Origin of the sequence: Arthrobacter sp. 7Tela_A1 (assembly GCF_049311065.1) — a bacterium.
GTDB lineage: Bacteria > Actinomycetota > Actinomycetes > Actinomycetales > Micrococcaceae > Arthrobacter_B.
Window position 1 is genome coordinate 1 of the sequence record NZ_JAXIOO010000017.1, and the last position, 11,668, is coordinate 11,668.

12 protein-coding genes are annotated in these 11,668 nt (G+C 65.8%); 4 read left to right on the forward strand and 8 right to left on the reverse strand.

Annotation, left to right across the window (positions count from 1 at the left end):
- Positions 1-127: 127 nt before the first annotated feature.
- The 4 genes from TVB01_RS08965 to TVB01_RS08980 form a co-directional block, all read right to left on the reverse strand.
- On the reverse strand, positions 128-475 hold the full coding sequence (locus tag TVB01_RS08965; RefSeq protein ID WP_091604785.1) for an RNA polymerase-binding protein RbpA: 348 nt from the start codon (positions 473-475) through the stop codon (positions 128-130).
- Between the two features lie 215 nt (positions 476-690).
- Positions 691-1,668, reverse strand: a complete 978-nt coding sequence (locus tag TVB01_RS08970) for an SPFH domain-containing protein (RefSeq protein ID WP_422455554.1) — start codon at positions 1,666-1,668, stop codon at positions 691-693.
- A 116-nt stretch (positions 1,669-1,784) separates the two neighbouring features.
- Positions 1,785-2,297 (reverse strand): NfeD family protein, encoded by a 513-nt coding sequence (locus tag TVB01_RS08975; RefSeq protein ID WP_422455555.1) that lies wholly within the window; start codon positions 2,295-2,297, stop codon positions 1,785-1,787.
- A gap of 153 nt (positions 2,298-2,450) precedes the next feature.
- On the reverse strand, positions 2,451-3,290 hold the full coding sequence (locus TVB01_RS08980; RefSeq protein WP_422455556.1) for a methyltransferase domain-containing protein: 840 nt from the start codon (positions 3,288-3,290) through the stop codon (positions 2,451-2,453).
- Between the two features lie 79 nt (positions 3,291-3,369).
- Here TVB01_RS08980 and TVB01_RS08985 point away from each other — a divergent pair, with 79 nt between their 5' ends.
- Positions 3,370-5,451 carry a S9 family peptidase gene (locus TVB01_RS08985; protein ID WP_422455557.1) on the forward strand — a complete coding sequence of 694 codons (2,082 nt, stop codon included), beginning with the start codon at positions 3,370-3,372 and terminating at the stop codon, positions 5,449-5,451.
- 40 nt (positions 5,452-5,491) lie between these two features.
- Here TVB01_RS08985 and TVB01_RS08990 read toward each other — a convergent pair whose 3' ends face one another.
- A complete protein-coding gene (locus tag TVB01_RS08990) occupies positions 5,492-6,133 on the reverse strand; it encodes a peptide deformylase (protein ID WP_422455558.1) in 642 nt (213 codons plus the stop codon).
- Positions 6,134-6,282: 149 nt separating this feature from the next.
- On the reverse strand, positions 6,283-6,585 hold the full coding sequence (locus TVB01_RS08995; protein ID WP_066297758.1) for a DUF4193 domain-containing protein: 303 nt from the start codon (positions 6,583-6,585) through the stop codon (positions 6,283-6,285).
- 1,164 nt (positions 6,586-7,749) lie between these two features.
- On the opposite strand from TVB01_RS08995, the gene TVB01_RS09000 reads away from it, so the two are divergent.
- Positions 7,750-8,535, forward strand: a complete 786-nt coding sequence (locus tag TVB01_RS09000; protein WP_422455559.1) for an SDR family oxidoreductase — start codon at positions 7,750-7,752, stop codon at positions 8,533-8,535.
- 96 nt (positions 8,536-8,631) lie between these two features.
- Here the strand turns inward: TVB01_RS09000 and TVB01_RS09005 are convergent, their stop codons facing one another.
- On the reverse strand, positions 8,632-9,687 hold the full coding sequence (locus tag TVB01_RS09005) for an alpha/beta hydrolase (protein ID WP_422455560.1): 1,056 nt from the start codon (positions 9,685-9,687) through the stop codon (positions 8,632-8,634).
- A 262-nt stretch (positions 9,688-9,949) separates the two neighbouring features.
- Here TVB01_RS09005 and TVB01_RS09010 point away from each other — a divergent pair, with 262 nt between their 5' ends.
- Both TVB01_RS09010 and TVB01_RS09015 read left to right on the forward strand, forming a co-directional pair.
- Positions 9,950-10,096: a hypothetical protein gene (locus tag TVB01_RS09010; RefSeq protein WP_422455561.1), complete on the forward strand. Its 147-nt coding sequence runs from the start codon at positions 9,950-9,952 to the stop codon at positions 10,094-10,096.
- A gap of 109 nt (positions 10,097-10,205) precedes the next feature.
- Entirely contained in the window at positions 10,206-10,553 is a 348-nt protein-coding gene (locus TVB01_RS09015) for a UBP-type zinc finger domain-containing protein (RefSeq protein WP_422455562.1), read from the forward strand.
- Positions 10,554-10,555: 2 nt separating this feature from the next.
- Here TVB01_RS09015 and TVB01_RS09020 read toward each other — a convergent pair whose 3' ends face one another.
- Positions 10,556-11,632 carry a lysylphosphatidylglycerol synthase transmembrane domain-containing protein gene (locus TVB01_RS09020; protein ID WP_422455563.1) on the reverse strand — a complete coding sequence of 359 codons (1,077 nt, stop codon included), beginning with the start codon at positions 11,630-11,632 and terminating at the stop codon, positions 10,556-10,558.
- Between the last annotated feature and the right edge of the window lie 36 nt (positions 11,633-11,668).

Sequence of the window (11,668 nt, forward strand, 5' to 3'; positions counted from 1 at the left end):
GGGGGGGGGGCGGGGGGGGGGGCCCGGGGGGGCCCCCCCCGGGGGGGGGGCCGCCCCGCCCCCCCGGCCTTTGTACGCCCGGAGCTGGTCCTGCCCGCGTCAATCGGCAGGCAGGGACTCAGGACTGCTAGGAAGCAGCACGCTCCCCGCGGCGTTCGCGCAGCTTGTCCAGACGATCCTGGAGGATGACCTCAAGCTCTTCGATGCTGCGGCGTTCGAGCAGCATGTCCCAGTGCGTACGGACAGGCTTGTCGTTGCTGGTGTCCGGCTTCTCACCGTCGACCAGAAGTGCTTCCTTGCCGGTCTTGGAAACCCAGACCGGAGGAACCTCGGCTTCCGCGGCAAAGGTCACGAACACCCGTTCGCCGTCCTCGCACCGGTATTCGACGCGCTGGCGGGGAGCCGGCTCGACACCGGATTCCGTCTCCATGCTCTGCGCACCCAGTCGCATACCCCGCAGGCTACGATCGCTCATTATCTCTCCCTCAATCAGTTTCGAAGGACCGCTGGGGTCCATCTTTAGTGCTCGCTGCGCCGAAGGGGCAGCCCCCCGTGCTCCGTGCAGCACCAAACGGTTCGTCTGGTAGAACGCCGCAGCCGCAAATCCTGTTCCCGGTAGAGCTGGCTGGCAGCCCGTACCCCGGCAAACAACCAATTATACCGGCAGCCGGGCGGCGGCACGTACCGGCTCTAAGGAGCCTGTTCCCCGGAGCCAACCGGCACGCCGGTACCGGTGCCCGAGGCAGGGCCGGGCGCAGCTACGGGGGAGGAGGGACCGGGCTTCACATCGGGAAGGAAATCTCCCAGTGCCGAACCGACACCCCGCAGTGCTTCGCCCAGCTCGCTCGGAATGATCCACAGCTTGTTGGAGCTTCCCTCTGCCAGCTTCGGCAGGGTCTGCAGGTACTGGTAGGCGAGCAGCTTCTGGTCCGGGTTGCCCTTGTGGATCGCGTCGAAGACCTTCTGGATGGCCTGTGCTTCGCCGTCTGCCCGGAGGATCGCTGCCTTGGCATCGCCCTCAGCCGCCAGGATCGCTGCCTGCCGGCGGCCTTCGGCGGTAAGGATCTGGGACTGCTTGGTACCTTCGGCAGTCAGGATGGTTGCGCGGCGTTCGCGCTCGGCACGCATCTGCTTTTCCATCGAGTCCTGGATGGACAGGGGCGGCTCAATGGCCTTGAGCTCCACCCGGGAGACCCGGATGCCCCAGCGGCCCGTCGCTTCGTCGAGGACGCCGCGCAGCTGGCCGTTGATCCTGTCGCGGGAGGTGAGCGCCTCTTCGAGGTTCAGTCCGCCGACGACGTTTCGCAGCGTGGTGGTGGTGAGCTGCTCGACGGCGTGGATATAGTTCGCGATTTCATACGTTGCTGCCCGGGCGTCCGTGACCTGGAAGTACACGACTGTATCGATGGACACCACGAGGCTGTCCTCGGTGATCACCTGCTGCGGCGGGAAGGAAACGACCTGCTCGCGCAGGTCAAGCAGCGGCAGGAGCCGGTCGACGAACGGAATGAGGATGTTCAGTCCCGGGTTCAGCGTCCTCAGGTACTTGCCGAGCCTTTCCACCACGCCGGCACGTGCCTGGGGGACAATCCGCACGGATTTGACCAGGACAACCAGGACAAAGATGACCAGGACGGCCAAAACGATAAGCACTACGGTGGTTTCCATATTCCCCCTTGAAAGGTGGCCGGCGCCTTGGTGGTCCGGCCTCTGTCTGCCCCCGTTCCAGCGGAGGACTGCGGCCTGCCGGCGGGTGCCGTCGGGCCAAGGATTCAGTTCGGGTGCTACCGGCCGGAAAGACCGTCGCCGCTGCCCGGCTCCACGCTCCTGCCGCGGCCAGGCTTCAGCGGTTCGACCACCGCCGTCGCGCCCTCGATGCGGGTGACGGACACTTCTTCGCCCGCGGGAAGCAGGGATCCATTACCGGACCGAGCGGTCCAGGTGTCACCGGCGAGCTTCACCGTACCGGTGCGTGAGCCCACGGGTTCCAGGGTGACCGCAGCTTCGCCGATCAGGCGTTCAATATTGGACCGGTGCTCCTTGGTGCCCATCTTCAGGTGCTTGAGGCCGATGGGCCGGACGACCACGATCATCAGCAGGGCCACAACGCAGAACAGGACTACCTGAAGGAACAGCGGAGCGGCAAGGACAGCGGCAAGCATCGCGGCGAGTGCGCCGGCGGACAGCATGGCAAAGAAGAGGTCCAGTGTCAGTGTCTCTATGGCGGCAAAACCGAGGAAGAGCACCAGCCAGACAACCCAGCTGTAATTGACGAGCCAATCGAACAGTTCCTGCATGATGCTTCCCTCCAGCTCAGTCCGGTCGGTGTTTGGGCCCCGGGCTGAGAAAGTTTGCTGGTCCTTGGGCACATTCTGCCTGATTTTCCATGCTTAGCCTAGGCGTGCGCGGAGCCCGGGCGCGCCCCGCGGGCGGCGGCCCGCGCCCCCAGGCTAGACGGCGGTGAAACGGGAAACGGAAAAAGCCGCGCTCACGGACAGGGGAAATGACGCTGAATCCAGCGCGTGCTCCAGGCTTGCCCGGTCCAGATGGTGGGCAGAGGGACCCATCAGTGCGGCGTTCAGCGTGTCCGTCCGGCTCAGGTCCATGCTGTACTCGACGCGGCGGGAGGCTTCCGGCGTGAAACCCGGGCCAAGTGCCTGAGCGATGTGCTCGTCTTTCCCTGCGCCGATGTCCAGCAGCCCGGCCACCGCACGGAGTTCACGCAGATGGGACGGCAGGGGAGTGACCACTACCAGCGCCCCGCCGGGGACAAGGACGCGGCGGAACTCCTGCGGGTTCCGGGGTGAAAAGACATTCAGCACAAGATCTGCCGCTCCGTCAGCCAGCGGCAGCGGCCGCCAGACATCCCAGACGAGCGCAAAGCCGGTTGGCAGCGCCCGGGCTGCGCGGCGGAGGGCGTACTTGGAAATATCAAGGGCAACCGTCTCGGAGGCATCCAGTGCCTTTGAGACTTCGGCGAGGTAATACCCGGTGCCGGCACCGGCATCCAGGATGACCGGATTCGCAGCTGCCGTTGCGCCCAGATCTGTCAGCGCCCGAGCCAGGGGGGCGTAGTGTCCGGCGCCCAGGAAATCGACCCTGGCCTGAACCATGCCGGCTGTATCCGCCTGGAACTTGGTTCCGGCCCCTGTCAGGAGATTGAAATACCCCTGCTTCGCGGCGTCGAACCCGTGTCCCTGCGGACAGCCCAGCCGTCGGCGCCCGGCGGCGGCCAGCAGTTCCTCCCCGCAGGAGGGGCAGGCCAGCAGGGGCCTGGATTCGATGGGCATACCTTCCATCCTAGGCGGCCGCGCCTTGCCGGCAGCTCCCGCCAGGAGTGAGCCGGGACACCTTGCTAAGCTCGGGTCCGTGAAACCCAGCGACCTTCCTCTCCTGAATTCCGTATCCGAACCCACCCTCCACCCGGACGCCAGCCGTGCCGTCGTCTCCGTGCAGCGCCCAGACTTTACGGCCGATGCCTACGTGGGCCAGCTGTGGAATATTCCGCTGGACGGCGGAGCACCCTCCCGTCTGACCCGCGGTTTCAGCGACACCGCTCCTCAGTTCTCGCCGGACGGCAGCACACTGGTTTTCCTCCGGTCCCAGGCCGGCGGCCGCCCGCAGCTGTTTGCCATGCCGGCTGCCGGCGGCGAACCCGTGCAGCTGACTGACCGGCTGCTCGGCGTGTCCTGGTTCCGGTTCGCGCCCGATTCCAAGCGCCTGGTCTTCTCTTCCCGGGAACCCGAGCAGGGACGGTACGGAACGGTCGACGGCGTCAGCCCCGGTGCCGAGGACCCGCGCCTGATCACAACCCTGAAGTACCGGATGAACGGGCTGGGATATTCCGGCGACAAACACGCCCAGGCTTTTGTCCTTGATCTTCCCGATCTCGGCGCCGAACCCTTCATCCGTCCGGTGGGGCGGGCCGCAGCGGACAACGCCAGCGCCGCGGACGGGCTTCCCGAGGCGCGGCAGCTCACCCGATACGGGACGGATGTGCAGAACCCTGTCTTCAGCGCGGACGGAACCCGGATCCTCTTCACCGCTGCGCTGCATGAAGGTGCCGATTCGGACCTGGTAACCGACGTCTACGAGGTCAGCGTTGACGGATCAGGGGAGGAGCCGCGCAGGCTTACCAACCTGGCCGGCGGTTCCCGCCTTGGTGCCGGTTACCCGGTTGAAAGCCCGGACGGAGCCTGGCTGTACTACCTGGCGCAGGACCTTTCGGACACCGGACGGGACTTCGTGGCACGGAACACCGCCCTGTACGCCGCCCCGGCCGGCAACGCCGCCGGCGCGGTCCGCCTCACCGATCCCGAAACCGTTGACCTGGCCGGGGGAGCAATCGTTCCTGAGCATGGTTCTGTCCTGGTTTTCAACCTCCACCGCGGGTCAGCCCAGCTGCTTCGTGTTGATGCCGCAGGAACCATCGACACTCTCGTCGCGGGGCCGCACGTCGTCACGGGTGCGGCGTCCGCAGCCGGAACCGTCGTCGTCTCCTTCACGGATCCCGGCACTGCGGGAGACGTAGCGGCCGTGGACAGCGGAGCTCCGGAGAGCATCCGGCTGCTGAGCGACTTCTCTGCCGATTTCCGGGCCTGCGCCGGCGTGCTCGAACTGCGGGAAGAAACGCATCCCTCTGCCGACGGCTATCCGGTCCATGGCTGGGTTGTCCTGCCGGAGGGCGAAGGGCCGCACCCTGTCCTGCTGAATATCCACGGCGGACCGTTCTCGCAGTATGGCTGGGGTCTCTTCGACGAGGCGCAGGCGTACGCTGCGGCGGGGTATGCCGTGGTGATGTGCAACCCGCGCGGTTCCTCAGGATACGGACAGCAGCATGGCCGTTCCATCCGGGCCGCGATGGGCACCCTGGACCTGCAGGACGTGCTGGGATTCCTGGAAGGTGTCCTGGCCGCACACCCGGGCCTCGACGCCGGGCGGCTGGGCGTGATGGGCGGTTCCTACGGCGGGTACCTGACGGCGTGGACCATTGCGCAGGACCACAGGTTCACTTCCGCCATTGTGGAGCGCGGGTTCCTGGATCCGCTGTCCTTCATTGGATCGTCGGACATCGGATGGTTCTTCGCGGAGGCCTACACGGGCTCTGATCCCGAACACGTCCTCACGCAGAGTCCCTTTGCCCAGGTGGACAAGGTCCGCACACCGGTATTGGTCATCCACTCCGAGGAGGACCTGCGCTGCCCGGTGGAACAGGCACAGCGCTACTACACGGCCCTGAAGCTGCGGAATGTCCCCACCGAACTGCTGCTGTTCCCGGGCGAGAACCATGAGCTGTCGCGGACAGGAACACCCTGGCACCGCCGCCAGCGCTTTGAGCACATCCTGCGGTGGTGGGCCAGGTGGCTGCCGACAAGCCAGAACCCGGCGACGGAAGAAGCCGGCGAAGCCGAGAGAGCCGCGGAACGGGTACCGGCACCCCAGGCGCCGTAGGGGAGTCCGCGCGGACTGCTGACGCCCGGCGTACCGGGGGTTAGAACCCCAGGATGCGCCGGGCGTCGTCGATTCCGGGGGCAGCCCACCGCATGAATTCGGAGTTCGAACTCAGTGAGCGGGTCAGGGCCTTGTCCACGTAGACAATGCCGTTGAGGTGGTCTGTTTCGTGCTGGACGATCCGTGCGGACCAGCCATGGAACTCCCGGCGGCGTGCGGTGCCTGCCTCGTCGTCGTAATCCAGCCCCACGGAACGGTGGCGGACGACGACGCCCTGGTAGCCCTCGAAGGAGAGGCAGCCTTCGTAGAAGGCTGCGGTCTGGTCATCCAGGGGCTCGTAGCGCGGATTCATGATCGTAAAGAAGGGCAGCGGTGAGCGTTCGCGCAGCTCCGCCGCCTCGGGTTCGGGGACGTAGTTGTCCTCCAGGACGGCGATGCGCAGCGGAATGCCGATCTGCGGCGCAGCCAGTCCCACCCCGGGCGCATCGTGCATGACACGCCGCATGAGGGCAATCAGTGCAGCCAGTTCATCGTCATTGAGCTGGCCGTCAAACGGCACGGCCGGGCGGCGGAGGGCGGGATGGCCCAACTGGACGATCGGCACCAGCTCGGATTCGAGCATGGGCAGGACAAGTTCGCGGATGGCCGCGGACGACTCCGCTGCGGAAGGTTCGTAGATCACGCGTTAATCCTAGTGGGCGGCCGATGCCGGTGACGGATCCAGCCGTTGTCTGCTCTTGTGCCGCCGGGCATGCTCCGGGCATAAGAAAGGCCTGAGGCATCGCTGCCTCAGGCCGGACTTCTTTGCACGCGGGTGCAGGGGAGCGGCTGCTAGCCTTCGCAGTCCACGCAGTACTTCTCGCCGTTCTTCTCCCGCGCAACCTGTGAACGGTGGCGGACGAGGAAGCAGGACATGCAGGTGAACTCATCAGCCTGGGCGGGAACAACCTTGATCAGCAGTTCCTCACCGGAGAGATCCGCACCCGGCAGGTCGAACCCGTCGATGGCGTCGGACTCCTCGACATCGATAACCGCTGTCATCGCTCCGCCGCGCTGCTGAGCCTTCAGGCCCTCCAGCGAGTCGGTGGGCTGGTCTTCTTCCTTGACGCGCGGGGCATCGTAATCGGTAGCCATGTGTAGTGCTGTACTCCTGAATTTGTGGGGGGTTCGAGCGTAGATCATATAGCTGAAGCAGCCGATCACACCAAACGGCCGCCTGCCGGGTCGAAATGAGGCATCCGGGGAATCCGAAAGGTCAGCGCCCTTCCTGACGAAGGATGCGCCGGCCCTGCGGTCCGGAGGCCCTGGTGGGTCTGCCTGCGGACATTTCCTTGCATTTGCAGGTCGACGCCCGTACAACGACGCTTCCCCCGGAAATGTTCCCGGACGATCAGCGCTGCATTATGTCAACCCGAGCCGGGTGCCGGCGAGGCTCCATGGGGGATTATGTCAACCAAAAATGGAGTGCTCTGCGGGAGCCGGCATGACAAGAAACACGCGAGGACCTTTTACCGTGCGGGACTGCCGGGCCCAGTGTTACGGGGGGCGGGACGGGAGTCCGGCCAACCCGGGCCCAATCGGAGGCCGGAATGGGGCCAGGATGCTGCTTGGTACAAACGACGGCCACCATGTGAGCAAAGCCACTTTCAGGGCCTGTTCCGTAACGCCGATAATCTACATTATGTCAACTAGCGTTGAGACAGGCATCCCCCGCGCTGAGGGAATGCAAGGTCGAGGGACGCACCGGCTGTTCCGTAACTCCCCACCAGCGACCTGCAGCCCTTTCCGCTGCGCTAGTGTCTGGACATGACGCGGACCTCGGAACCCACAGGCAGCAGACGCTGGCTTGCAGCGGCCATCGTTTCCTTGGTGGCGGTCCCCGGCCTGGCCTTCGGGGTCCAGACCGGCACATGCGTTGACTACGTTGCCGAAGCCGCGGCGGAGAGTTTTTGCACGGCCGGGCCCGCCGTCGGCCTAACAGGCGCATGGGCGCTAAGTGCCGCAGCGGTTCTCCTCGCCGCTTATGCTCTTCACCGCGTGTTTCCTCGGAAGCGCTGAGAGGCCCTGCCCGGTGCCACCGTCACTGGCGGCCCTGCAGCGCCGGAACAGTGGCCGTGAAGTCGAAGGATTCCCCTGTCGGAGCCTGCTGCACCGCCGCAGAATCCTGAAGACCTGGATTCCACTTCTGCAGAATCCCCCAAGGTCCGCATCCAGTGCCTCGGCCATATTCAGTGCCGCGTGTATTGCCCGGCCGGAAGACTGTGCGCGGGCCCGCCCGGCGGGCGTAAATTAATAAACATGACACGTACATACATCGTTACGGGATCCGCCTCCGGCATCGGCGCAGCAACCACAGAACTCCTGAAGGAACGCGGCAACACAGTGATCGGCGTCGACCTTCGCAACGCCGACGTCGAGGCGGATCTGAGCACACCCGAGGGCCGGCAGATCGCCGCAGACCGGGCCGTGGAGCTCGCCGGCGGTTCGGTAGACGCCGTGATCGCCTGCGCCGGCATTTCCGCACCCATCCCGCTCACCGTCTCGGTCAACTTCTTCGGCGTCACGGAGTTCCTGGACCGCCTCGCACCGGTAATGGCCGGAAGCGAAGCACCGCGCGCCGTCGTCGTCAGTTCCATGGCGTCCCTGCAGCCCAACTCCCCCGAGCTCGTTGATGCGATGCTTGCCGGGGACGAGGCGCTGGCCCGCCAGATCGGCCAGAAACTCGCTGACCAGGGCCCGCAGATCGGCTACCTGAACTACCCCTCCAGCAAGCGTGCGCTGAGCCGCTGGGTACGCCGGGAGTCGGTCAGCGACCGCTACGCCGGGAACGGCATCCCGCTCAACGCTGTTGCCCCGGGAACAGTCCTCACGGCGATGACGAAGGAACTCCTGGCAACGCCGGAGGGCGTAAAGATGGTGGACGAGAACGTTCCCATGCCCCTGAACGGCCACTCGGAGCCGGTAGTGATTGCGCGGCTGCTGGCCTGGCTCGCCAGCGAAGAAAACTCACACCTGGCCGGACAGACGATCTACTGCGACGGCGGAGCAGACGCGACCCTGCGCGGCGACGACATCTGGGGCTAGGAACACCCGGTCCGGCAGGAACGCCAGCCATAAGGCCGCATTCCTGCCGGACTGGCCGCTGCCTGAGACAACGGCCAGGCAGCGGCCAGGCAACGGCTAGGCCGTAGCCTCCAGGTCGGAGCGGACCGGGACCGAGTGTGCTCCCGTGACGGCATCCAGGAAGTTGAGCGTCTCCGCCAGCGCCATCCGGGCGTCCTTGTACTGGAGCTTGAACTGGTATTCGTGGCCCAGTGCCGGTCTGTGGCCCCGGTCCCAGAATCGCCGCACCACCGGGACGCCGAGTTCTTCCAGCTTCGCCGCCAGCGGCTTGGACTGGTGCTCCGTGAGGTAGTCCGCGTTACCTCCGGAAATGAAGGACGGCGGAAAGTTCTCCCCCACGTGTTCCAGAATGGACATGTGTTCCGCTGCCGGCGTGCTGGCCCAGTCTTTGGAGCCGGTGTAGGCCCACAGGGCCGTCCGGAATCCCCAGCCGAGCGGACCGGTGAGCCGGGACATGGTCTTCAGGTCGTAGACGCCGCAGAACAGCAGCATGCCTCGGAGGTGCTCGGGTGCCGCAGCAGGCTCCAGCCCGGTACGCCGGGCATAGTCCGGGTCGGTGATGATCAGCGCGAGCTGGGCCGCCAGCTGGGCGCCGGCAGAATCTCCGGCAAGCACAATGCGTTCCGGATCCAGGTTGTACTCCGCAGCGTGTTCGCGCAGATAGGCCAGGGCACTGTTAAGTTCAGTGACGGCCTGGGGATAGTTTGCCTCGGGTGAGATCGTGTAGCCGGCACCGACGACGGCGAAGCCGTTCGAGGCGAGAATCTCCAGGTAGGGCGCGATGTTCTCCTTGCATCCGGAGATCCATGCCCCTCCATGAACCCATACAACGACGGGCAGCGGGCCTTCTCCGGCATCTTCCGGCAGGAAGACGTCCAGCGCCGGCCCCCTGGGAGCGCCAATATAAGGAAGGCTCCTGTGCGCCCTCACTGCCCCAGCCGGTACGTGCTTGCGGAGTTTGCGGAGCTGGACTTTGCCTCCGCTGGAGAAAACACCCCGAATGAACAGGGCTGATGGCCGCGGATCTTTTTGGATGACGGTGGCGGCAAGCGTGCCGGCTGTTGCTGCGGCTCCAGCCATGAACCCCGCTGCCGCAAGGGGCAGGATCTTCATTTTTTAAGGTTAGGACCGGCATATGGAGCAGCTCGGGGGTACTCCCCCGCATTGCAGCGGCGCAACGGTTTTCCGGGTGCTGGATTTCATACCGTTCTGTGCCGGGGAGAACAGCTGGATGTGAGCGTCCGGGACTCAAGTGTTCCCTCGGCCACCTGCCCAGGTCGGCAAGCTCATAGCGCCGCAGGTAGCGGCCCGGAGCGGGTCTGGAACAAACTGAAAGCACCATGTCAAGACCCTTGGGGACTAAGGATTCTGAACCATGCGAAAAATCAATGCGGGAAGAAACTGGCTCATCCACCGGGTTCCGGCCGGCCACTTCGGACAGGCCGCGCGCCTGGCACGTCCGGTCCAGTACCTGCTGTTGACCCTGCTGGCCGGTGCTGCCGCCGTGCTGGAGCTTCTCTGACGGGATACGGCCGAACCAAACCGCGGGTACCCTTCTTGCGGCTTCCGGAAGTGGCTAGCGTAGGCACGAGGAACGCAGCCACAGACGTCCCGGCCCAAGGAGCGTAATCATGGAACCCATCCCCGGCATCGCCCCCGGCGTTCCGCCCAGCGGCACCGGATGCGTGGAATGCCTCCAGCAGCAAGGGTGGTGGGTGCATCTGCGCCGCTGCGCCGAGTGCGGGCACATTGGCTGCTGCGACACGTCCCCCGGACAGCATGCGACAGCCCACGCGAGGTCCGCAGGGCATCCGGTCATCCGCAGCTTCGAACCGGGCGAGGACTGGTTCTACAGCTATCTTGACGAGGCAACTTTTCAAGGCCCGGCGCTTGCTCCGCCGCAGGCGCATCCCGCGGGACAGCCGGTTCCAGGTCCTGCAGGCCGGGTGCCTCCGGACTGGCAGAACCTTCTCCACTAGCTTTACCCGGGGAACCGGGGGCGGGCTGTGCCCCGAGGTTCCGTACGATGTGGGGCGCCCGAATGCCGCCGGAGCACACCCACCCGGAGGGACAGCCACGCCAGTCCGCCCACCGGGATGGGCAGCCAGAAGTTGGCGATCCGCCAGGAAAGAACCCCCAGGACGGCGGCCGAGTTGGCGGCGCCGAACCCTACGAGGGTGGGGACGAGAACTCCCTCCACGAGCCCCAGCCCGCCCGGCGTGAGGGGAGCAAGCGCCACGAGATTGGCCAGGCCATAAGCAATAAGCAGCTCCCCCGGATTCAGGGGATGTCCAAAGGCAGCAACGAGTACCCACAGGCAAGCAGCGTCGAAGAGCCAGTAGCAGACTGACAGGAGCAGCGCCTGAACCAGCCGGGCCGGTTCCTGGCGGAACATCCCGGTCTCGGCAGCCATGGTGCGGACGAAGCGTTCCGCCGACTCCGGTTTGACCACCCGTACCCAGGACGCGATCCGCCGGGCGGCACTCACTGCCCCCTCCAGATGCCGGTCCAGTACAGAGAGTGCGGCGCCGCTCAGCAGGAGAAGGACCAGCACGACGGCGCCGGCCGTCACGAAATAATGGTTTGCCCGCACCTGTCCGAGGGAGACCAGCAAGCCCACCGCGAACAGGACGCCCAGGATGAGGTTGGCGCCAACAACCTGGACCATGGCGGCGCTCAGTGCGTCCTGCGGCCGGACGCCGGCCCGGGTGAGCAGCTTGTAGCGCACGGCCGCCGACGTCGTGCCCCCTCCCGGGACAACGTGGTTCACGGCCAGGTCGGCCAGGTCGATCCGGAGCAGAGTGAAATACCCCGGACGGCGGCTCCCGGGCAGGACGGCCCGGGTCAGTGCGCTGTAACAGCACAGGGACGCCGTTTCCAGAGCCGCGGCGGCAGCAAGCAAGACGGGTGAAAGTCCGCTCAGCGCCCGCAGCACGTTGTCCGAGCCGACGAGCTGCGGCAACACAATGTACTCAAAGATCAGCAACAGGACCGCCAGCGCGAAAATCCAGCGCACCGCCCGTGAGCCGCGCAGATATGCGAATACCCTCCGGAGCACGTGCATGTTCCCAGCACAGCAGAGCAGCTATCCGGT

What these genes read in the sequence shown, in the direction of transcription:
- TVB01_RS09015 (WP_422455562.1), top strand. Translation starts at nt 10,206, where the DNA reads ATGGAACCCATCCCCGGCATCGCCCCCGGCGTTCCGCCCAGCGGCACC.
- TVB01_RS08980 (WP_422455556.1), bottom strand. Translation starts at nt 3,290, where the DNA reads ATGCCCATCGAATCCAGGCCCCTGCTGGCCTGCCCCTCCTGCGGGGAG.
- TVB01_RS08975 (WP_422455555.1), bottom strand. Translation starts at nt 2,297, where the DNA reads ATGCAGGAACTGTTCGATTGGCTCGTCAATTACAGCTGGGTTGTCTGG.
- TVB01_RS08965 (WP_091604785.1), bottom strand. Translation starts at nt 475, where the DNA reads ATGAGCGATCGTAGCCTGCGGGGTATGCGACTGGGTGCGCAGAGCATG.
- TVB01_RS08995 (WP_066297758.1), bottom strand. Translation starts at nt 6,585, where the DNA reads ATGGCTACCGATTACGATGCCCCGCGCGTCAAGGAAGAAGACCAGCCC.
- TVB01_RS08970 (WP_422455554.1), bottom strand. Translation starts at nt 1,668, where the DNA reads ATGGAAACCACCGTAGTGCTTATCGTTTTGGCCGTCCTGGTCATCTTT.
- TVB01_RS09005 (WP_422455560.1), bottom strand. Translation starts at nt 9,687, where the DNA reads ATGAAGATCCTGCCCCTTGCGGCAGCGGGGTTCATGGCTGGAGCCGCA.
- TVB01_RS09010 (WP_422455561.1), top strand. Translation starts at nt 9,950, where the DNA reads ATGCGAAAAATCAATGCGGGAAGAAACTGGCTCATCCACCGGGTTCCG.
- TVB01_RS09000 (WP_422455559.1), top strand. Translation starts at nt 7,750, where the DNA reads ATGACACGTACATACATCGTTACGGGATCCGCCTCCGGCATCGGCGCA.